The organism is Streptomyces sp. GDS52 (assembly GCF_052246875.1).
Taxonomy (GTDB): domain Bacteria; phylum Actinomycetota; class Actinomycetes; order Streptomycetales; family Streptomycetaceae; genus Streptomyces; species Streptomyces cathayae.
On record NZ_CM125966.1, the window covers coordinates 4,238,721 to 4,259,363 of the forward strand.

The 20,643-nt window shown below is 71.7% G+C and carries 21 protein-coding genes; 14 read left to right on the plus strand and 7 right to left on the minus strand.

The annotated features are described in order from the left end of the window. The first annotated feature begins 30 nt into the window (after window positions 1-30). The 5 genes from rsmI to ACTWJ9_RS19475 all read left to right on the plus strand — a co-directional run bounded on the left by rsmI (window position 31) and on the right by ACTWJ9_RS19475 (window position 4,194). Window positions 31-879, plus strand: coding sequence for a 16S rRNA (cytidine(1402)-2'-O)-methyltransferase (gene rsmI / locus ACTWJ9_RS19455; protein ID WP_279335507.1), 849 nt, complete (start codon window positions 31-33; stop codon window positions 877-879). A 178-nt stretch (window positions 880-1,057) separates the two neighbouring features. Continuing rightward, the gene (locus ACTWJ9_RS19460) at window positions 1,058-1,459 is read left to right on the plus strand and encodes a hypothetical protein (RefSeq protein ID WP_443294511.1); all 402 of its coding nucleotides are present in this window, start codon (window positions 1,058-1,060) and stop codon (window positions 1,457-1,459) included. Between the two features lie 30 nt (window positions 1,460-1,489). Beyond that, on the plus strand, window positions 1,490-2,380 hold the full coding sequence (locus ACTWJ9_RS19465; RefSeq protein WP_443294512.1) for a TatD family hydrolase: 891 nt from the start codon (window positions 1,490-1,492) through the stop codon (window positions 2,378-2,380). Window positions 2,381-2,413: 33 nt separating this feature from the next. Further along, window positions 2,414-3,301: a 16S rRNA (adenine(1518)-N(6)/adenine(1519)-N(6))-dimethyltransferase RsmA gene (gene rsmA, locus ACTWJ9_RS19470; protein ID WP_387038528.1), complete on the plus strand. Its 888-nt coding sequence runs from the start codon at window positions 2,414-2,416 to the stop codon at window positions 3,299-3,301. Beyond that, window positions 3,298-4,194, plus strand: coding sequence for a 4-(cytidine 5'-diphospho)-2-C-methyl-D-erythritol kinase (locus ACTWJ9_RS19475; RefSeq protein WP_387038530.1), 897 nt, complete (start codon window positions 3,298-3,300; stop codon window positions 4,192-4,194). Before rsmA ends, ACTWJ9_RS19475 begins: the two co-directional genes overlap by 4 nt. Before the next feature lie 5 nt (window positions 4,195-4,199). Here ACTWJ9_RS19475 and ACTWJ9_RS19480 read toward each other — a convergent pair whose 3' ends face one another. Continuing rightward, a complete protein-coding gene (locus ACTWJ9_RS19480; protein WP_384203418.1) occupies window positions 4,200-4,796 on the minus strand; it encodes a Uma2 family endonuclease in 597 nt (198 codons plus the stop codon). A 156-nt stretch (window positions 4,797-4,952) separates the two neighbouring features. On the opposite strand from ACTWJ9_RS19480, the gene ACTWJ9_RS19485 reads away from it, so the two are divergent. From ACTWJ9_RS19485 to galK, 7 genes are all read left to right on the plus strand, one after another. Further along, window positions 4,953-6,761 carry an ABC-F family ATP-binding cassette domain-containing protein gene (locus ACTWJ9_RS19485; RefSeq protein ID WP_387038531.1) on the plus strand — a complete coding sequence of 603 codons (1,809 nt, stop codon included), beginning with the start codon at window positions 4,953-4,955 and terminating at the stop codon, window positions 6,759-6,761. 277 nt (window positions 6,762-7,038) lie between these two features. Next, window positions 7,039-8,814, plus strand: coding sequence for an outer membrane protein assembly factor BamB family protein (locus tag ACTWJ9_RS19490; protein ID WP_387038533.1), 1,776 nt, complete (start codon window positions 7,039-7,041; stop codon window positions 8,812-8,814). 139 nt (window positions 8,815-8,953) lie between these two features. After that, the gene (locus ACTWJ9_RS19495) at window positions 8,954-10,888 is read left to right on the plus strand and encodes an outer membrane protein assembly factor BamB family protein (RefSeq protein WP_443294513.1); all 1,935 of its coding nucleotides are present in this window, start codon (window positions 8,954-8,956) and stop codon (window positions 10,886-10,888) included. Window positions 10,889-11,108: 220 nt separating this feature from the next. After that, window positions 11,109-11,801: a helix-turn-helix transcriptional regulator gene (locus tag ACTWJ9_RS19500; protein ID WP_387038537.1), complete on the plus strand. Its 693-nt coding sequence runs from the start codon at window positions 11,109-11,111 to the stop codon at window positions 11,799-11,801. Window positions 11,802-12,039: 238 nt separating this feature from the next. Further along, the gene (gene galT, locus ACTWJ9_RS19505; RefSeq protein ID WP_279335517.1) at window positions 12,040-13,104 is read left to right on the plus strand and encodes a galactose-1-phosphate uridylyltransferase; all 1,065 of its coding nucleotides are present in this window, start codon (window positions 12,040-12,042) and stop codon (window positions 13,102-13,104) included. After that, complete coding sequence (gene galE / locus ACTWJ9_RS19510; RefSeq protein WP_279335518.1) at window positions 13,101-14,072, plus strand: UDP-glucose 4-epimerase GalE; 972 nt, start codon at window positions 13,101-13,103, stop codon at window positions 14,070-14,072. The genes galT and galE overlap by 4 nt, the downstream gene beginning before the upstream one ends. A 39-nt stretch (window positions 14,073-14,111) precedes the next feature. Continuing rightward, window positions 14,112-15,290 carry a galactokinase gene (gene galK / locus ACTWJ9_RS19515; RefSeq protein WP_279335519.1) on the plus strand — a complete coding sequence of 393 codons (1,179 nt, stop codon included), beginning with the start codon at window positions 14,112-14,114 and terminating at the stop codon, window positions 15,288-15,290. A gap of 123 nt (window positions 15,291-15,413) precedes the next feature. Here galK and ACTWJ9_RS19520 read toward each other — a convergent pair whose 3' ends face one another. After that, window positions 15,414-15,896, minus strand: a complete 483-nt coding sequence (locus tag ACTWJ9_RS19520) for a GNAT family N-acetyltransferase (protein WP_387040701.1) — start codon at window positions 15,894-15,896, stop codon at window positions 15,414-15,416. A gap of 307 nt (window positions 15,897-16,203) precedes the next feature. Between ACTWJ9_RS19520 and ACTWJ9_RS19525 the strand changes: the two genes are divergently transcribed. Further along, complete coding sequence (locus ACTWJ9_RS19525) at window positions 16,204-16,983, plus strand: response regulator transcription factor (RefSeq protein ID WP_279335521.1); 780 nt, start codon at window positions 16,204-16,206, stop codon at window positions 16,981-16,983. Here the strand turns inward: ACTWJ9_RS19525 and ACTWJ9_RS19530 are convergent. Beyond that, the gene (locus ACTWJ9_RS19530; RefSeq protein WP_279335522.1) at window positions 16,942-17,439 is read right to left on the minus strand and encodes a MarR family winged helix-turn-helix transcriptional regulator; all 498 of its coding nucleotides are present in this window, start codon (window positions 17,437-17,439) and stop codon (window positions 16,942-16,944) included. The two genes, ACTWJ9_RS19525 and ACTWJ9_RS19530, sit on opposite strands and share 42 nt — an antisense overlap. Window positions 17,440-17,552: 113 nt before the next feature. Between ACTWJ9_RS19530 and ACTWJ9_RS19535 the strand changes: the two genes are divergently transcribed. Further along, on the plus strand, window positions 17,553-18,374 hold the full coding sequence (locus tag ACTWJ9_RS19535) for a trans-aconitate 2-methyltransferase (RefSeq protein WP_387040703.1): 822 nt from the start codon (window positions 17,553-17,555) through the stop codon (window positions 18,372-18,374). Between the two features lie 6 nt (window positions 18,375-18,380). Here the strand turns inward: ACTWJ9_RS19535 and ACTWJ9_RS19540 are convergent, their stop codons facing one another. The 4 genes from ACTWJ9_RS19540 to ACTWJ9_RS19555 are packed head-to-tail and all read right to left on the minus strand — an operon-like array spanning window position 18,381 to window position 20,642. Continuing rightward, window positions 18,381-18,629, minus strand: coding sequence for a type II toxin-antitoxin system RelE family toxin (locus tag ACTWJ9_RS19540; protein WP_279335524.1), 249 nt, complete (start codon window positions 18,627-18,629; stop codon window positions 18,381-18,383). Next, window positions 18,626-18,877, minus strand: a complete 252-nt coding sequence (locus ACTWJ9_RS19545) for a type II toxin-antitoxin system Phd/YefM family antitoxin (RefSeq protein WP_279335525.1) — start codon at window positions 18,875-18,877, stop codon at window positions 18,626-18,628. Before ACTWJ9_RS19545 ends, ACTWJ9_RS19540 begins: the two co-directional genes overlap by 4 nt. A gap of 41 nt (window positions 18,878-18,918) precedes the next feature. Then, entirely contained in the window at window positions 18,919-19,608 is a 690-nt protein-coding gene (locus ACTWJ9_RS19550) for a TetR/AcrR family transcriptional regulator (protein ID WP_279335526.1), read from the minus strand. After that, entirely contained in the window at window positions 19,605-20,642 is a 1,038-nt protein-coding gene (locus ACTWJ9_RS19555; protein ID WP_279335527.1) for an acyl-CoA desaturase, read from the minus strand. The genes ACTWJ9_RS19550 and ACTWJ9_RS19555 overlap by 4 nt, the downstream gene beginning before the upstream one ends. Between the last annotated feature and the right edge of the window lies 1 nt (window position 20,643).

The window sequence follows — 20,643 nt, forward strand, 5'->3', positions numbered from 1 at the left end:
GCGGCCGCCGGGCCCTGGGAGGATGGGGGAGTGACCGGAACCCTCGTACTCGCAGGCACCCCCATCGGCGACGTCTCCGACGCCCCGCCCCGGCTCGCCGAGGAGCTGGCCGGCGCCGACGTCGTCGCCGCCGAGGACACCCGGCGGCTGCGGCGGCTGACCCAGGCGCTCGGCGTCACCCCCAAGGGCCGGGTGGTGTCGTACTTCGAGGGCAACGAGTCCGCCCGTACGCCCGAACTGGTCGAGGAACTGGCCGGCGGCGCGCGCGTGCTGCTGGTGACGGACGCCGGGATGCCCTCCGTGTCCGACCCCGGGTACCGGCTGGTCGCGGCCGCCGTGGAGCGGGACATCAAGGTCACCGCGGTGCCCGGACCGTCCGCCGTGCTCACCGCGCTCGCCCTGTCCGGGCTGCCCGTCGACCGGTTCTGCTTCGAGGGCTTCCCGCCCCGCAAGGCGGGGGAGCGGCTCGGGCGGCTGCGGGAGGTGGCCGGGGAGCGGCGCACCCTCGTCTACTTCGAGTCCCCGCACCGGCTCGACGACACGCTCGCCGCGATGGCCGAGGTGTTCGGCGCGGAGCGCCGGGCCGCCGTCTGCCGCGAGCTGACCAAGACGTACGAGGAGGTCAGGCGGGGCTCGCTCGCCGAGCTGGCCGCGTGGGCGGCCGAGGGGGTGCGCGGGGAGATCACCGTCGTGGTCGAGGGTGCGCCGGACCGGGGCCCCGAGGAGGTGGACGCCGCCGAGCTGGCGCGCAGGGTGCGGGTGCGCGAGGAGGCGGGGGAACGGCGCAAGGAGGCGATCGCGGCGGTCGCGGTCGAGGCGGGGGTGCCCAAGCGGGAGGTCTTCGACGCGGTGGTGGCGGCGAAACACCCCGCGGGGTGAGCGGGGGCCGGGGCGGCCCGGGACGTCCGTCAAGCGTTTGGGAGCCTTCGGCAACGAAACGCCCAAAACGGCTCCAATACTCTGCCTCCTCCACTGCTTTCGCCTCTGGGGAGGAGTCCACTGGAAACAGGGACGGGCCGCACCGGCCCGTGCCCGCCGTGGACCGACAGGAGGCAGGATGACCGAGATCGCAGGAAGGGCCGGACACCGCGCCGACGGCGTCGTCAGGGAGTCGTACTCGTTCGCCTGCATGCGCTGCGGGTACGGCTGGGAGCAGTCGTACGAGATAGAGCACCACACGGACACCGACGGCCGGGACACCGTGCGCTACGTGGCGGACGGCCGGGTCGTGCCCTCCCCGCTGAGCCGTCCGACGTGCCGGCACTGCGACGGCCACGTCGTGCGGATCATGCGCCCCGGCCGGGTCGCCTCGGCCCGGGACGCCGCCCACCGCGAACGTCTGGTGCCGGCCGCCGGGCCCGTCGAGGTGCCGTGGGGGCCCGAGGGGTCGACGCCCGCACGGGAGCGTCACCCGTGGCAGCTGTCCCACCTCCTGCACCTCTTCCACAGGGCGGGCTGACGCCCGCGCCGCTTCCGTAGGATCGGGGGCATGTCTTCGAACGCCCCCGACAAGAACGCCGCCCCGCCGCTCTCGGAGCCCCTGCGGGTACCGGTCGCGGATTCGCACACCCACCTCGACATGCAGTCCGACACCGTGGCGGAAGGGCTCGCCAAGGCCGCGTCGGTGGGCGTGACGACGGTGGTGCAGGTCGGCTGCGACGTCAAGGGGTCCCGGTGGGCGGCGGAGACGGCGGCGGCGTACGACGCCGTCCACGCGACGGTCGCGCTGCACCCCAACGAGGCCCCGCGCATCGTGCTCGGCGACCCCGACGGCTGGTCCCGGCAGGGGGCGCGGGAGCCGGGCGGGGAGGCCGCGCTGGACGAGGCGCTCGCCGAGATCGACCGGCTGGCCGCGCTGCCCCAGGTCAAGGGCGTCGGCGAGACCGGACTGGACTACTTCCGCACCGGGCCGGAGGGCAAGGAGGCGCAGGAGCGGTCCTTCCGCGCCCACATCGAGATCGCCAAGCGGCACGGAAAGGCCCTGGTGATCCACGACCGCGACGCCCACGCCGACGTGCTGCGGGTGCTCAAGGAGGAGGGCGCACCGGAGCGCACCGTCTTCCACTGCTACTCGGGCGACGCCGGGATGGCGGAGATCTGCGCCCGCGCCGGGTACTTCATGTCGTTCGCCGGCAACATCACCTTCAAGAACGCCCAGAACCTGCGCGACGCGCTCGCCGTGGCCCCGCCGGAGCTGATCCTGGTGGAGACCGACGCCCCCTTCCTGACGCCGGTGCCCTACCGCGGCCGGCCCAACGCCCCGTATCTGGTGCCGGTCACGGTGCGGGCCATGGCGGCCGTACGCGGTGTCGACGAGGACACCCTCGCCACGGCGCTCGCGGCGAACACGGCCCGCGCCTTCGGTTATCCACAGGCGTGACCCGGGAGTGCCCGCGCCCCGTACCCTTGTCCCGTGACCAGCCCCACCCCCGACGCCCTCCTGGGCCCCGCCGACGTCCGTGAACTCGCGGACGCCCTCGGCGTGCGGCCCACCAAGCAGCGCGGCCAGAACTTCGTGATCGACGCGAACACGGTCCGCCGGATCGTCCGCACCGCCGAGGTCCGCCCCGACGACGTGGTCGTCGAGGTCGGCCCGGGGCTCGGCTCGCTCACCCTGGCGCTGCTGGAGGCCGCCGACCGGGTCACCGCCGTCGAGATCGACGACGTGCTGGCCGCCGCGCTGCCCACGACCGTCGCGGCCCGCATGCCGGAGCGCGCCGAGCGGTTCGCGCTGGTCCACTCCGACGCGATGCACGTCACCGAGCTGCCCGGCCCCGCCCCGACCGCGCTGGTCGCCAACCTGCCCTACAACGTGGCCGTGCCGGTGCTGCTGCACATGCTGGAAACCTTCCCGAGCATCGAGCGCACCCTCGTCATGGTCCAGTCGGAGGTCGCCGACCGGCTCGCCGCTCCGCCCGGTTCGAAGGTGTACGGCGTGCCCTCGGTCAAGGCCAACTGGTACGCGCAGGTCAAGCGGGCCGGCGCCATCGGACGGAAGGTGTTCTGGCCCGCCCCCAATGTCGACAGCGGGCTGGTCTCCCTCGTCCGCCGGAGCGAGCCGCTGCGGACCACGGCCACCCGGCGCGAGGTCTTCGCCGTGGTCGACGCGGCCTTCGCCCAGCGCCGCAAGACCCTGCGGGCGGCCCTCGCCGGCTGGGCGGGCTCGGCGGCGGCGGCCGAGGCGGCCCTGGTCGCCGCAGGAGTGTCGCCGCAGGCGCGCGGTGAGTCCCTGACCGTCGAGGAGTTCGCGCGCATCGCCGAACACAAGCAGCCCGAGCAGTCCGAGGAGTCCGCCGCGTGAGCGTCACCGTCCGCGTGCCCGCCAAGGTCAACGTCCAGCTCGCGGTCGGCGCGGCCCGCCCCGACGGCTTCCACGACCTGGCCAACGTCTTCCTCGCGGTCGGACTGTACGACGAGGTCACCGTGGCCCCGTCGCCGGACGGGCTGCGCGTCACCTGCGCGGGCCCGGATGCCGTCGAGGTGCCCCTGGACCGTACGAACCTCGCCGCCCGCGCCGCCCTCGCACTCGCCGGGCGGTACGGCCGGGACGCCGACGTGCACCTCCACATCGCCAAGGACATCCCCGTCGCCGGCGGCATGGCGGGCGGCAGCGCGGACGGCGCGGGCGCGCTGCTGGCCTGCGACGCGCTGTGGGGGACCGGCGCCTCGAGGGCGGAACTGCTCGAGATCTGCGCCGAGCTGGGCAGCGACGTGCCGTTCGCCCTGATCGGCGGGGCGGCGCTGGGCACCGGGCGGGGCGAGAGGCTGACCGAGCTGGAGGTGGGCGGCGCCTTCCACTGGGTGTTCGCGATGGCCGGACGCGGGCTGTCGACCCCGGCGGTCTTCCGGGAGTTCGACCGGCTGGCGGAGGGCCGGGGCATCCCCGAGCCGGTGGCCTCGCAGGACCTGCTGGACGCCCTTGCCAAGGGCGACTGCGACGGGCTGGCCGCGGCCGTCTCCAACGACCTCCAGCCGGCGGCGCTGTCGCTCTTCCCGGAGCTGGCGGACACGCTGGCGGCGGGGCGTGCGGCCGGGGCACTGGCTTCACTGGTCTCGGGGTCGGGGCCGACCACGGCGTTCCTCGCCCGGGACGCGGAAGCGGCGGACGGGATCGCCCGCGCCCTGCGGGCCTCGGGCACCTGCCGCACGGTGCGTACGGCGGCAGGTCCCGTGCCGGGTGCGACGGTCGTCTGAGGGACTCAGGGCCGCGTTTCGACCGTGCCCAGATCGATGGCGATGGCGGAAGGTTTGTCGACCTTGATCCGGTCGCGCTGCATACCCATGTGCACGTAGGACCGCGTCATGGCGTCGAGCTCGTAGACATGGATGAGGGGACGGCCGGTGGTCCCGTCCTGTTCGACACGCCAGTAGTTGGGGATTCCCGCAGTGGCGTACTTGTGCGGTTTGGTCGTACGGTCGCGGGATTCCGAGTCGGGGGAGACGACCTCCACGGCGAGCAGGACGTCCTCGGCCTGAAACCTGGTCTGGTCCACCCCTGTGACCGCGTCGGCTCGAACCACGCTGATATCGGGTTCGGGGCCGTTGCGTTTGTCAAGGATGACGGTCATCTCCCGCTCGACACTGAACTCCGGGCCGAGAGAGCTGCGTAGCCCGTTGACCAGCAGGTCGATCACAAGGAAATGGAAGCGTCGCTGCGGACTCACGAAAACCAGGCTCCCGTCGATCAGCTCGGTGTGCGGCGGGAGATCCGGCAGGGTGAACAGGTCGTCCACGGTGTAACCGTCCACGGGCGGCACCGGCCAGTGGTGGCGGTGCTCTACGGACTCGGCGGTCATGGTTCCTCCCATGGACGAGATCCTGCTGCCTGATCTCCAAGGTAGCCGCCCGTTTCCGATCGCGTCATCACAAAGGGTGACTGCCCCCTCGCGCTCCGGCCGCCCCCGGGGACGCCCTACGCTTGAAAGCTGATCGACCCCCCAGGCAGGAGAGAAATGGCCGTCAATCTGGTCAATGTCGAGAACGTCAGCAAGGTGTACGGCACCCGTGCCCTCCTCGACGGCATCTCCCTCGGGGTCTCGGAGGGGGACCGCATCGGTGTCGTCGGGCGCAACGGCGACGGCAAGACCACCCTCATCCGGATGCTCGCCAAGCTGGAGGAGGCGGACACCGGGCGGGTGACGCACTCCGGCGGGCTCCGTCTCGGCGTGCTCACCCAGCACGACTCCCTCGACCCCGCCGCCACCGTCCGGCACGAGGTCATCGGCGACATGGCCGACCACGAGTGGGCGGGCAACGCCAAGGTCCGCGACGTGCTGACCGGGCTGTTCGGCGGGCTGGACCTGCCCGGGTTCCCCAAGGGCCTGGACACCGTCATCGGACCGCTGTCCGGTGGCGAGCGGCGCCGGATCGCGCTCGCCAAGCTGCTCATCGAGGAACAGGACCTGGTCGTCCTCGACGAGCCCACCAACCACCTCGACGTCGAGGGCATCGCCTGGCTCGCCCGGCATCTGCGCGAGCGGCGCTCCGCGCTCGTCTGCGTCACCCACGACCGCTGGTTCCTCGACCAGGTCTGCACCCGCATGTGGGACGTGCAGCGCGGCGACGTGTACGAGTACGAGGGCGGCTACTCCGACTACGTCTTCGCCCGTGCCGAACGCGAGCGCATCGCCGCCACCGAGGAGGTCAAGCGGCAGAACCTGGTCCGCAAGGAGCTGGCCTGGCTGCGCCGCGGGGCACCCGCGCGGACGTCCAAGCCGCGCTTCCGTGTCGAGGCCGCCAACGAGCTGATCGCGGACGTGCCGCCGCCGCGCGACAGCAGCGAGCTGATGAAGTTCGCCTCGTCACGGCTCGGCAAGACGGTGTTCGACCTGGAGGACGTCACCATCCAGGCGGGGCCCAAGGTGCTGCTCAAGCACATCACCTGGCAGCTCGGCCCCGGCGACCGGATCGGCCTGGTCGGGGTCAACGGCGCGGGCAAGACGTCCCTGCTGCGGGCGCTGACCGAGGCGGCCCGCACCGAGGGCGAGGCGCAGCCCGCGGCGGGCCGGGTCCGCGTCGGCAAGACGGTCAGGCTCGCCTACCTCTCCCAGGAGGTCGCCGAACTCGATCCCACCTGGCGGGTGCTCCAGGCCGTACAGGCGGTGCGGGAGCGCGTCGACCTCGGCACGGGGCGGGAGATGACCGCCGGGCAGCTGTGCGAGACGTTCGGCTTCAACAAGGACAAGCAGTGGACACCGGTCGGCGACCTGTCCGGCGGTGAGCGGCGGCGGCTCCAGCTGCTGAGGCTGCTCATGGACGAACCCAACGTCCTCTTCCTCGACGAGCCCACCAACGACCTCGACATCGAGACCCTCACCCAGCTCGAGGACGTCCTCGACGGCTGGCCCGGCTCGATGATCGTCATCTCCCACGACCGGTTCTTCGTCGAGCGCACCACCGACCGGGTCTTCGCCCTGCTCGGCGACGGCGCCCTGCGGATGCTGCCGCGCGGTATCGACGAGTACCTGGAGCGGCGCAAGCAGATGGAGGAGACCGCCGCGGCGGCCTCCCCCGTGGCGAAACCGGCCCCGGACGTCCCCGAGAAGAGCGCCGCCGACGTGCGCGCCGCCAAGAAGGAGCTGCAGAAGATCGAGCGGCAGCTGGACAAGCTCTCCGAGAAGGAGTCCACGCTGCACGCCGCCATCGCCGAGCACGCCACCGACTTCGGGAAGGTGGCCGAACTCGACGCGGAGCTGCGCGAGACGGCCGGTCAGCGCGAGGCGCTGGAAACGCGGTGGCTGGAACTCGCCGAGGACGCCTGACCCCCGTACCCGGGTCCGTACCGCCCCGCGCACAGGCCCGTGCGCGGGGCGCGCGTGGTGTGAAGGGCGTGTGGAGGGGCGTGGGGGCGCGTAACGAGGGCATCACGGGCCGGTCCTCCCTTGGGTACAGGGGCGGGCGGGGCCCGGTGGCCTGTCGGTACCGGGTGATAGAAAGGCCCCGTCTGAGAAAAGTAAGAACCGGCTTTATACGACTCTGGGGAACATCACGCACCTCAGGGCGTGGCTAAAAATCAGTGAGCAAGGGGGGAACGCGCTGATGGCTCAGCCGCCCGACCAGTCGCCGCAGGGCGGCTTCGGAGCACCACAGGATCCGTCCGCCTCGAGCGGAGGCTTCGGGGCTCCGACCCCGCCACCTCCGCAGGGGCAGCCCCAGACCCCGTCCACGCCGACGGGCCCGACGCCGCCGCCCGGGTACGGCTACCCCCAGCAGCCGGGCCCGTACGGCCAGCAGCCGGGCCCGTACGCCTCCGGGCCGTACGCCTCCGGGCCCTACGGTCAGCCGCAGCAGCCCGGCCCGTACGGCCAGCAGCCGGGGTACGGCTACCCGCAGCCGCAGTACCCGGGCGCGCCCGGCGCCCCGCAGCCGGGGCCCGGCTCCCGCAACCCCTTCAAGGGCAAGCCCGCCATGATCATCGGTGCCGCGGTGGTGACGGCGCTGCTGGTGGTCGGCGGCACCGTGTGGGCGGTCTCCGGCGACGACGGGAAGCAGGACAAGAAGCCCGTCGCCCAGCAGAGCGACGATCCCCAGCCCGACCCCTCCGGCCCCCCGGTCGATCCGGGCGACGGCAGCGGCGACGGCGACTCGGACCCGGAGGACCTCAACGCGGGCCGCCAGTCCGGCGAGTCCAAGGTGCTCTGGTACAAGGAGGCGCCCGACGCGCCCGGTTCCGGAGCCGAGGCCCCCGGCATGTGGATCACCGACAAGGCGGCGGTGAAGGCGGCCTACAAGGAGCTCTCCGCCTACAACGTCGCCGACGGCAAGCCGACCTGGGAGCCCATCGCCTTCCCCGAGAAGATCTGCGCGACCACCCGGGAGAAGACGTCCGACGACAAGATAGTCGTCGCGTACATGAGCGGCAGCAGCGACCGGGCCAAGTGCAACCAGCTCCAGCTCGTCGACCTCGACACCGGCGAGAAGGGCTGGACGCAGAAGGTCGAGGACGGCGCGCTGTTCGACTCCGTGACCTCCATCAAGATGACCCTCAGCGGCGAGACGCTGATGGTGAGCCGCTCGCAGTCCGGCACGGCCTTCGACGTCACCTCCGGCGACAAGATGTACGACAAGAAGAAGTACGGCGAGGCCTGCTTCCCCGCCGGTTTCGCGGGCGGTGAGGGGCTGTTCCAGGTCGCTTCCTGCGGTGCCGGCGGCAACAACGAGCACGACGAGCTCCAGGAACTCGACCCGAAGACCGGCAAGGTGAAGTGGACCCGGACGTTCGAGAAGGGCTGGCGCGTCGAGCGCACCTACTCCATCGACCCGGTGGTCGTCTACAGCACCAACAAGGACAAGAAGGCGTGGAACATCTCCACGCTCGGCGCCGACGGCTCGATCCGCTCCCAGGTCGCCGTCGACGAGGACTTCGCCGCCGAGTGCGGCTGGGCCATTTTCGCCCGTGACCTCCAGGGCTGCGAGGCCGTCGCGGCCGACGCGGACACCCTCTACCTGCCCACCAAGGCGACCACCGGGGCCAACGAGATCGTCGCGATCAGCCTCGCCACCGGCAAGGAGAAGTGGCGGGTGAAGTCCCCGGCGGCGGACTCGATGGTGCCCATGAAGGTCGAGGGCGGCAAGCTCATCGCCTACGTGGGGCCGTCGTACGACGCGGGCGGCAGGGTCGTGTCCATCCCGACCACCGGCAGCAGCCACGAGCCGGTCACGCTGCTGCAGAACCCGCAGGGCGTCGCGAGGATCGAGAACGGTTTCTTCAGCAAGGCGATCGACTGGGTCGACGGCCGTTTCTACATCTCGACGACCCGGCTGTCCGGCAACGACGAGGCGAAGGAGAAGCTGATGCTCGCCTACGGCAAGTGAGGCGCGCAGCAGCGGTGAGGCGCGCCGGCCGGGCACGGCCGGCGCCCTCGCTCCGTCCGGCCCCTTCCCCTCCGCCCGCCCCCTTCTTCGAGTCCTTCGGGTTCTTCGGGTCCTTCGATCCTTTCGAGGTCTACACGTCATGACGCAGCCGCCCCAGCCGCCCAACCAGCCTCCGCAGCAGCCCGAGCCGTCACAGCCCGAGCAGTCGGCCACGCCGGCCCCGCCGCCGGGCTTCGGTCCGCCGGTCGAACCGTCGCAGCCGCCGGCCCAGCAGCCGCCGGCCGCCCCGAGCGGGCCGAACCTCAGCAAGACCCCGGAACCGGGATACGGCTACCCGCAGACCCCGCAGCAGTCGCCGCAGGCCGCCCCGCAGACCCCGCCCACGCCGACGGGCCCGACGCCGCCGCCCGGGTACGGGTACCCGCAGCAGCCCCCGGCCGGTTACGGCTACCCGGGTCAGCCGGGTCAGTCGAGCCCGTACGGCCAGCCGCCGCAGCCGTACGGTCAGCCAGGTGCGTACGGACACCCGCAGCAGCCCTACGGCCAGCCCGGTCCCGGCTATCCGTACCCGACCGTGCCGATGCAGCCACACCCCGGCGGTGGGCCCGGCGGCGGGCGGAAGGTCAACGCGCAGCTGGCCATCATCGTCTCGGCGGTCGTGGCCATCGCCCTGATCGTCGGCGCCGGTGTCTGGTACTCGTCCTCGACCTCGTCCGGCGGCGACAAGGAGACCACCGCCGACTCGGGCGGCACCGACGGCGGTGACGGGGGTGAGAAGGACGCCGAGAACGGCGGCGGCTCCGCCGCCGGCGGCAAGGAGAAGGCCCCGGCCGACCCCTCCGCCAAGGTCCTCTTCCAGGTCCCGGCGCCGAAGGCCCCGAAGGACAGCACGAGCATCGCCGTCTCCGGTTCCTGGCTGACCGACACGGTGTACGCCAAGAGCGGCATCGCCGAGGTCGTCGGCTACGACGCCGTCAAGGGCAGCAAGGTGTGGACGCTCGACCTGCCCGGACCGGTGTGCGAGGCCAGCGACCACGTCACCGAGGACGGCAGGACGGCGATCGTCTACAAGCCGAGGATGCCCGCCAAGAACGATCCGCAGCGGTGCACCCAGGTCGCGGTCCTCGACCTCGCCACGGGCGAGAAGCTGTGGTCCGAGACGGCCAAGTCCGGCACCCAGGAGATCAGCTTCAACAACGTCACCGTCAGCGGGAACACCGTCGCGGCGGCCAGCACCAGCGGCGGCGCCGCCTGGGACCTCACCTCCGGCAAGCCCCTGTGGTCGCCCAAGACGTCCGACTCCTGCTACGACGCCGGCTACGGCGGCGGACCGAAGCTGGTCGCGGTGCGCAAGTGCGGTTCGTACGATCAGCGGCAGCTGCACATCCAGACCATCGACCCGAAGTCCGGCAAGGTGGTCTCCGAGTACAAGATGACCGAGGGCATCGAGTACGCCGCGGTCGTGTCCACCGATCCGCTGGTGGTGGCCGCCGACGTCGGCGACTCCGCCGGTGACGGCAGCGGCATCTCGGACTTCTTCTCCATCGACAACAAGACCGGCAAGCTGCGCACCCGCATCTCCGCGCCCGGTGAGGAGTTCGCGGCCCGCTGCGACGGCATCACCAGGATCGAGCACTGCAACGGGCTGGCGGTCGGCAACGACCGGCTGTACATCCCGACCGAGGAGCACGACGGCACGGCCGAGTACAGCAGGACCAACGAGGTCGTCGCCTTCGACCTGGCCACCGGCAAGCAGACCGGCCAGCGCGCCGACGCCGGCGACGGCTACACGATCACCCCGCTGCGCATGGACGGCGGCAACATCCTGGCGTACAAGCGGCCGCCCTACGACAAGGGCGGGCAGGTCGTGAGCATCGACGGCGGCACCTTCGAGCAGACCAAGCTGCTGGAGAACCCGGCGACGGATGCGGTGCGGGACGCGGAGACGGGGATGTCCCCCAGGAGCTCCGAGGTGCTGTTCGCGCAGGGACGCCTGTACATGTCGAAGGTGTACGCCAGCGACTCCTCCCTGGACAGGAAGGAGTACCTGGCGATCGCCTTCGGTACCGGATGATCGTTCTGTCGGCCCGTCCGTACGGCCCCGTCCCTGCTCAGGGGCGGGGCCGTACGCGTACCGCTCATCGGGTGCCCATCGCCACCGAATACGAGAATTTCGGTGATCCGGGGCGATTCTCACCGGTAGGGGGAGCGCAACGTCGAACAAGCGTGTAGCTTCCGGGACCGGACGGGGAGGCGGCGCACGGGGGTGCGCTCGCGGTATGGGGGGTTGATACATGGGTGTGCGGTTGATGGTGGTCGACGATCACCGGCTGCTCGCCGAGGCGCTGGCCTCGGCGTTGAAGCTGCGGGGGCACCGGGTGCTGGCCGCGGCGGCGCCGGTGGCGGGGGCGGCGGACCTGGTGATCAGCAGGGCGCCGGAGGTGTGCCTGCTGGGGACGGCGGCACCGGCGGAGGCCGGCATCTTCGATCCGGTGGTGAAGATCAGGCGGGAGCGGCCGCAGGTGGCGGTGCTGGTGCTGGGGCCGGTGCCCAGCCCGCGCGGGATCGCGGCGGCGTTCGCGGCGGGGGCGTCCGGCTATGTGCGGCACGACGAACGCATCGAGGGTGTGGAACGGGCGATCATGAAGGCGCGGGCGGGGGAGGCCGCGGTGGCGCCGCAGTTGCTGCAGGGGGCGTTCGGCGAGCTGTTGAATCCGGCGGCACAACCGGACGACGAGGGGCAGCGGCTGCTGCGGCTGCTGACCCCGCGCGAGGTGGAGGTCCTGGTCCGGGTGGCCGACGGCGAGGACACCCGGCTGATCGCGGAGGGCATGGGCATAGCGCCGTCCACGGCACGGACGCATGTGCAGCGCGTGCTGATGAAACTGGGGGTGGGCTCCCGGCTGGAGGCGGCGGCGCTGGCGGCCCGGACGGGACTGCTGGACCGGGTGGGGCCGGTGCGGGGGACGGCGCGCTCCGGGCAGTAGGAGCAGGGAGCAGAGGTGGGGGTGTCCGCGGTGCCGGACACCCCCACCTCTGCTCCCTGCTCCTTTTTCTCCGGCGTGATGCCCGCGAGGGTGACATTGACGGTTGTGGTGTGTTGTGTTTTGGTGTGTTGGGTTCTGTTGGAAGAGTATGAAGGCGGCGCTGTGCAGAAACAGTGCTGTGCAGAAACAGTGCTGTGCGGAAAGCAGTGCGGTGAACGGCTCGAATGGAGCGTCCGGAGTGAAGAAGACCTCGACCCGGCTGGCCGACGGTCGCGAACTCATCTACTACGACCTGCGCGACGACACCGTGCGCGACGCGGCCGACCGCCGCCCCCTGGCCGCCACCGTCACGACGTCCGAGATCCGCCGCGACCCGCTGCTCGGCGACCGGGTCGCCGTCGCCTCCCACCGCCAGGGCCGCACCTACCACCCCCCGGCCGGCGAATGCCCCCTGTGCCCCTCCGAGGGCGACCGGCTCAGCGAGGTCCCGGACTCCTCGTACGACGTCGTGGTCTTCGAGAACCGCTTCCCCTCACTGGCCGGTGACTCCGGCCGCTGCGAGGTCGTCTGCTTCACCTCCGACCACCACTCCTCCTTCGCCGACCTGGGCGAGCGGCAGGCCCGGCTGGTCCTGGACGCCTGGACGGACAGGACGTCGGAGCTGTCCCATCTGCCCTCCGTCGAGCAGGTGTTCTGCTTCGAGAACCGGGGCGCCGAGATCGGCGTCACCCTCCAGCACCCGCACGGGCAGATCTACGGCTACCCGTTCACCACCCCCCGCACCGCCCTGATGCTGCGCCAAGTGGCCCTGCACAAGGAGGCGACCGGAGGGGGAAACCTGTTCGACGCCGTCCTGGCGGAGGAACTCGCGGGCGAGCGGGTCGTCCTGGAGGGGGAACACTGGGCCGCCTTCGTGCCGTACGCGGCGCACTGGCCCTACGAGGTCCACCTGTACCCGAAGCGCAGGGTGCCCGACCTGCTCGGGCTCGACGAGGAGGCACGCGCGGAGTTCCCCCGGGTCTACCTGGAACTGCTGCGGCGGTTCGACCGGATCTTCGACGGGGAGGGCGAGTCCCCGACGCCGTACATCGCGGCCTGGCACCAGGCCCCGTTCGGCACACTGGCGGAGTCCGACGGGGTCACCCGCGACGACTTCGCGCTCCACCTCGAGCTTTTCACCATTCGCCGCACCTCCGGCAAGCTGAAGTTCCTCGCGGGTTCCGAGTCCGGTATGAACGTGTTCATCAACGACGTGCCGCCGGAACGCGCGGCCGAGCGACTGCGGGAGGTAGCGAGTCCATGAGCGGGAAATACCTGGTCACCGGTGGTGCGGGCTATGTCGGAAGTGTCGTGGCCCAGCATCTGCTGGAGGCCGGCCACGAGGTCGTCGTCCTCGACGACCTCTCCACCGGAGTGCGCGAGGCCGTCCCGGCCGGTGCGTCCTTCGTCGAGGGCGACATCCGCGGTGCCGCCACCTGGCTGGACGCCTCCTTCGACGGCGTCCTGCACTTCGCCGCGTTCTCCCAGGTCGGTGAGTCGGTCGTGCGGCCCGAGAAGTACTGGGAGAACAACGTCGGCGGCACCATGGCGCTGCTGGACGCGATGCGTTCGGCGGGCGTGCGCCGGCTGGTCTTCTCCTCCACCGCGGCGACCTACGGCGAGCCCGACCAGGTCCCGATCCCCGAATCCGCCCCGACCCGGCCCACCAACCCCTACGGCGCCTCCAAGCTCGCCGTCGACCACATGATCACCGGCGAGGCGGCGGCGCACGGCCTGGGCGCGGTCTCGCTGCGCTACTTCAACGTGGCCGGTGCGTACGGCCACTTCGGCGAGCGGCACGACCCCGAGTCCCACCTGATCCCGCTCGTCCTCCAGGTCGCCCAGGGCCGGCGCGAGGCGATCAACGTCTACGGCGACGACTACCCGACGCCGGACGGCACCTGCGTCCGCGACTACATCCACGTCGCCGACCTGGCCGAGGCGCACCTGCTGGCGCTGAAGGCGGCGGCCCCCGGCGAGCACCTGATCTGCAACCTCGGCAACGGCAACGGCTTCTCCGTCCGCGAGGTCGTCGAGACGGTTCGTCAGGTCACGGGCCACCCGATCCCCGAGGTCGTGGCCCCCCGCCGGGGCGGCGACCCGGCGGTCCTGGTGGCCTCGGCCGCCACGGCCCGCGAGAAACTGGGCTGGAAGCCGTCCCGCGCCGACCTCACGGGCATCGTCGCGGACGCGTGGGAGTTCGCGCAGCGGCACACCGGACAAGGCGTTTAGCAGTACGTGACGAACGTGACGAAGGGTCAGGGGCAGGGCATGAGCGAGTCCAACGTCGGCGGGGCGGCCGCGAAGACGGTCGGCGAGCGGTTCCGGGAACTGTACGGAGCCGCACCGCACGGCGTCTGGGCGGCGCCGGGCCGGGTCAACCTCATCGGTGAGCACACCGACTACAACGACGGCTTCGTCATGCCGTTCGCCCTGCCGCACACCGCGGTCGCGGCGGTCTCCCGGCGCGACGACGGCGTTCTGCGCCTGCACTCCGCGGACGTGGACGCGCCCGTCGTGGAACTGACGGCGGACTCCCTCACCCCCGGCACGGACAAGCACTGGACCGCCTACCCGGCGGGCGTCGTCTGGGCCCTGCGCGAGGCCGGCCACCCGGTGACCGGCGCGGACATCCACCTCGCCTCCACGGTCCCGGCCGGCGCCGGCCTGTCCTCCTCGGCGGCCCTGGAGGTCGTCGTCGCCCTGGCCCTGAACGACCTGTACGAACTGGGCCTGCGCGGATGGCAGTTGGCCCGACTGTGCCAGCGCGCGGAGAACGTCTACGTCGGCGCCCCCGTCGGCATCATGGACCAAACGGCGTCCGCCTGCTGCGAGAGCGGCCACGCCCTGTTCCTGGACACCCGCGACCTCTCCCAGCGGCAGATCCCCTTCGACCTGGCCGCCGAGGGCATGCGCCTGCTGGTCGTCGACACCCAGGTCGAGCACAGCCACAGCGAGGGCGAGTACGGCAAGCGTCGGGTCGGCTGCGAGAAGGGCGCCGCCCTGCTGGGTGTCGACGCCCTGCGCGACGTGGCCCACGCGGACCTGGACGAGGCCCTGGCCCGGCTGGGCGACGAGGAGGAGGCCCGCCGCCTGGTCCGCCACGTCGTGACCGAGAACGAGCGGGTGGAACGGGTGATCGCCCTGCTGGAGTCGGGCGACACCCGCGCCATCGGCCCGGTCCTCACCGCCGGCCACGCCTCCCTCCGGGACGACTTCCGCGTCTCCTGCCCCGAACTCGACCTGGTCGTCGACACGGCCCTCGCCTCCGGCGCCCTGGGCGCCCGCATGACCGGCGGCGGCTTCGGCGGCTCCGCCATCGTCCTGACCGAGACCACGGAGGCGGCCGCCGTCACCGAGGCGATACGGAAAACCTTCACGACGGCCGGCTTCAGGACCCCCCGCATCTTCGAGGCGGTGCCCTCGGCGGGGGCACGACGGCTCCACTGAGCACCGGACGCACCACCGCCCCGCGCACCGGGGAAGCACTCGGGCGCCGCATGGCGTGCTGCGGTGGCGGTGCGGCCCTCGGCCGGTTCAGCGGGTTCAGTGGGTCCGGCGGGTTCGGCCGGTTCAGCGGGTCCGGTGAATTTCAGTGGTCGGCCCCAGGTGCTTGGTCAGGGTGTACTCCGTGATGCCCGGGGGGTAGTCGGGGATCGTGCAGACCACCTCGTAGCCATGGCGCCGGTAGAAGTCCGGGGCCTGGAAGTCCCAGGTCTCCACGCGGGAGGAGCGGCAGCCGCGCCGGTCGGCGGCGATGCGCTCCGCCGTGGTCAGCAGGAGGGTGCCGAGGCCCGCTCCCCGGTGGCGTTCGTCGACCCAGAGGTACGTCACGTGCAGCCAGGTCGTCCAGGTGTGGCCGACCAGTCCGCCCGCCAGAACGCCGGCCGGGTCCGATGCCCACACGTGTAAAGGGGACTCGCGTTCGCCAGGGGTTCCGCGCAGGGCGCGCAGCACCGGTGAGGCGGCCGTGTCGGTGTCCCGCAACCGCCTGCGGAGCAGATCACGTCGGGCTCTGTCGACTTCTGCCTCAAGACGAAACATGCGGCTCACCATAAACGCGCAAGGACGCCAGTTCTGCAAATAACCTTCCGCCGGCCGCCCCCGCCCGTACTCTGATGAACAGCGCCGGTGGGGGCCGGCGCCGTTCAGGGGGCGAGACACTCGGGTGCGAAACCCGGGGCGGGGCGGCGGGGGCGCACGGCGGCGGCCGGGCGGTGTCGAGCGGCCCGCCCCGGGTCCGGTCGGGGCCGGACCGGTGCGTCCGGGGCCGGGTTTCGGCCTCGCACCCGCCGGGGTGGGTGTCGTCCTTTGACTTCGGGGTAGTCCCCAGCTCTGCAGAGAGCTCGGGGAAGGGGGTTTCGTGCAACGTGTCCGAGTCCTGGTCGTCGACGACCATCGCATCTTCGCCGAGTCGCTCGCCGCGGCCCTGGCCGCGGAGCCCGACGTCGAGGTGTCCGCGGCGGGCAGCGGCCCGGCCGCGCTGCGCTGTCTGGAGCGCGCCGTGGGCGAGGGGCGGCGGTTCGACGTGATCCTCGTCGACGCCGACCTGGGCGGCACGGTGACGGGCGGCCGGTCCGCCGTACCGGTGCAGGCGGCCGGTGAGGACGGCCTCGTCGACGGCATGTCCCTGGTCACCGGGGTGCGTTCGGTCCACCCGAAGGTCCGGATCGTGGTGCTCGCCGAGAAGGACGACCCGCGCCGTGCCGCGCTCGCGCTGCAGGCCGGGGCCGGCGGCTGGGTGGCCAAGGACTGCTCGCTGAGCCGGCTGCTCACCGTCATCCGGGGCGTGCTGCGCGACGAGACGCATCTGCCGCCCGCCCTGCTCACCGGCGTGCTGCGCGAACTGACCGCCGCGCGCAAGCACCGCACGGAGAGCGAACGGCTCGTGGAGTCCCTGACCCCGCGGGAGCGGGAGGTGCTGCGGTGCATGGTCGCGGGCCTGGGGCGCAAGGCCGTCGCCGAGCGCCTGTACCTGTCCCCGCACACCGTCCGTACGCACATGCAGAACGTGCTCGGCAAGCTGGGCGTGCACTCCACGCTCGCCGCCGTCGCCCTCGCCCGGCGGGCGGGCGTGGGGCCCGCCGACCTCGGGCCGGCCTCAGCCCGGGACGTTGTCGAACGGGGCGGTCAGCCGGCGTAGCAGGCCCGCCAGTTCGCCGCGCTGGATGCGGGAGAGCTCGGCGAGGATCGCCCGCTCCTGCGCCAGCAGCCCGGCCAGCGCCTGGTCGGCGCGGTCGCGGCCCTCGTCCGTGAGGCGGACCAGGACGCCGCGCCGGTCGTTGGGGTCGGGCAGCCGGGCGACCAGACCCTTCTTGGCCAGGCGGTCGATGCGGTTGGTCATCGTGCCCGAGGTGACCAGCGTCTGGGTGAGCAGCTGTCCCGGCGAGAGCTGGTAGGGGGTGCCCGCGCGGCGCAGCGCGGTCAGCACGTCGAACTCCCAGGGCTCCAGGCCGTGCTCGGCGAACGCGAGCCTGCGGGCCCGGTCCAGGTGCCGGGCGAGCCTGCTCACCCGGCTGAGGACCTCGAGCGGTTCCACGTCGAGGTCCGGACGCTCCCGGCGCCATGCTGCGACCAGCCGATCGACCTCGTCCTCCATGGCGATCAGTGTAGTGGTTGTGTCGACGTGAAGTCTCTTGGTGTCAAGTTTCTTGACCGCGAGACAACGTGTGGGGGAGGGTGGGCACCCGTCGGCCGACTCCAGGAGGCTCCATGCCCGCGGCCACCGATCCCACCTGGGACCCCGCCCAGTACCTGCGCCACGCGGGCCCGCGGACCCGCCCCTTCCTCGACCTCCTGGCCCGCGTCCCCGGGCTCCCCGGCGACCCGCCCCGCATCGCCGACCTCGGCTGCGGCCCCGGGAACGTCACCGCCCTGCTCGCCGACCGCTGGCCGGCCGCCCGCATCACCGGCTACGACAACTCGCCCGAGATGCTCGACCGGGCCCGCGCCGACCACCGGGGCCCGACCCCGGGCGGCGGCCGGCTGGACTTCGCCCGCGCCGACGTCCGCACCTGGACGCCCGACCGGCCGTACGACCTGATCGTCAGCAACGCCACCCTGCAGTGGGTCCCCGGGCACGCGGACCGGTTCGCCGACTGGATCGCCTCACTCGTCCCCGGCGGCGCCCTCGCCCTCCAGGTGCCCGGCAACTTCGACGCCCCCAGCCACACCCTCCTGCGCGGACTCGCCCACTCCCCGCGCTGGCGGGCCCGCCTCTTCGGCACCCTGCGCCACACCGGCGCCGTCCTCACCCCCGCCGCCTACCTGGACCGCCTCACCGGTGCCGGCTGCACGGCCGACGTGTGGGAGACGACGTACCTCCACCTGCTGCACGGGCCGGACCCCGTCCTGGACTGGGTCAGGGGCACCGGCCTGCGACCCGTCCTCACCGCCCTCGCCGACGACCCCGAGGCCCGGGACGCCTTCGTCGAGGAGTACCGCACCGCCCTGCGCGCCGCCTACCCCGCAGGCCCGCACGGCACCCCGTTCCCCTTCCGCCGGCTCTTCGCCGTGGCGCGGAAGGGCAAGTGACCGGTTTCAGGGCGTGCGGCCCAGGTGGGTGACGAGGATGTGGATGACATCGTCATCGATGATGTACAGCACGCGGTAGTTGCCGACGCGCAGGCGGCGGGCTGTCGGTCCGTAGGCGACGGAGTTGGCTGGTCGGGGTTCCTTGGCGAGAGTGTCGACTGCCTCATAGACCGAGGTCAGCCCGGCCGGGTCATCCCGGAGGAACCGCACAGCCGCGTCAGTGGCGTTCGGCTCCCAGATGATGCGGTAGGTCACGGGCGCAACCCCAGCATGCGTCCGACCTCTTCGTGCGGGACGCCCTCACCGAGCGTGCCCTGAGCCTTGCGTCGCTCGTAATCGGAAAGCGCCAGGGCGTCTTCCAGATCCTCTATCACCTGGGGGGAAACGAGCAGTGCGGCGACGTGTCCGTGGTCAGTGAGGGCGATGGTCTCGCGGCCGTGGGCGGCGCGACGCACCAGGTCGCCGAGGTGGGCACGGGCCGCGCTGATCGTCATCTCGGTCATGCGCACAAGATTACACAAGATTAATCTCTTGCGCTCTTGGTTCAGTTCTTGCGGTGCCCGATCAGCCGCGGCTTCGGCTCCAGGCCGTCCAGGCCGTGCCAGGCCAGGTTCACCAGGTGCGCGGCCACCTCCGCCTTCTTCGGCTTGCGCACGTCCAGCCACCACTGGCCGGTCAGCGCGACCATCCCCACCAGCGCCTGCGCGTACAGCGGAGCCAGCTTGGGATCGAAGCCGCGGCTCTTGAACTCGCGGCCCAGGATGTCCTCCACCTGGGTGGCGATGTCCGAGATGAGGGAGGCGAAGGACCCCGTCGACTGCGGGATCGGGGAGTCGCGGACCAGGATGCGGAAACCGTCCGTGTACTCCTCGATGTAGTCCAGCAGCGCGAACGCCGCCTGCTCGCACAGCTCCCGCGGATGCCCCGCGGTCAGCGAACTCGTCACCATGTCCAGCAGACGCCGCATCTCGCGGTCCACCACCACCGCGTACAGGCCCTCCTTGCCGCCGAAGTGCTCGTACACCACCGGCTTGGAGACCCCGGCCTTCGCCGCGATCTCCTCCACCGACGTGGCCTCGAAACCCTTCGCGGCGAACAACGTACGGCCGATCTCCAACAACTGCTGACGGCGCTCCGCACCGGTCATCCGGGTACGGCGCGTCCGCCGCGGCTTGTCGTTGCTCGACGTGCTGCTGGAGGTGTTGCTGGAGTCGGTCGCCACAGCGACCATCATGCCGCCTCGGCCGTCTCCTGCCCGCGCCGGGAGCCGCCCTCCCCGGTATTACGGCGGTCACGGCGCGAATCGATACGCGAGCGTGACGGCCACCGCACGTCGTACGCCCAGCCCACCTGCTCGAACCAGCGGATCAGTCGGGCCGAGGAGTCCAGCTGACCCCGCTCCACCCCGTGCCGCGCGGACGTCGGATCGGCGTGGTGCAGGTTGTGCCAGGACTCACCGCAGGACAGGACCGCCAGCCACCACACGTTGCCCGAACGGTCCCGCGACTTGAAGGGCCGCTTGCCCACCGCGTGACAGATCGAGTTGATCGACCACGTCACATGGTGCAACAAAGCCACCCGAACGAGTGACCCCCAGAAGAAGCCGGTGAACGCGCCCCACCACGACATCGTCACCAGACCACCGATCAGCGCCGGCAGCGCCAGCGACACCATCGTCCACAGAATGAACTGACGGGAGATCGCACGCAGCGTCGGATCCTTGATCAGATCCGGTGCGTACTTGTCCTGCGGGGTCTGCTCCTCGTCGAACATCCAGCCGAGATGAGCCCACCACAGCCCCTTCAGCAACGCCGGCAGCGACTCCCCGTACCGCCACGGCGAATGCGGGTCGCCCTCCGCGTCCGAGAACCTGTGGTGCTTGCGGTGGTCCGCCACCCAGCGCACCAGCGGCCCCTCCACCGCCATCGAACCCGCCACCGCCAGCGCGATCTTCAACGGCCGCTTCGCCTTGAACGAACCATGCGTGAAGTGACGGTGGAAACCGATGGTGATGCCGTGGCAGCCGAGGAAGTAGAAAAACACCAGCAGCCCGAGATCCAGCCAGCTCACCCCCCAGCCCCACCCCAGCGGCACCGCGGCCAGCAGCGCCAGGAACGGCACGACGATGAAGAGCAGCAGAGTGATCTGCTCGATGGAACGCTTGCGCTCGCCACCCAGCGTGGCGGACGGAACGGCGGCGGCATCGGAGCGGGAGTCGGGCGCGGGCCTCCGGGAGGCTTCGTCGATGACATCGGGACCTGAGGTCATG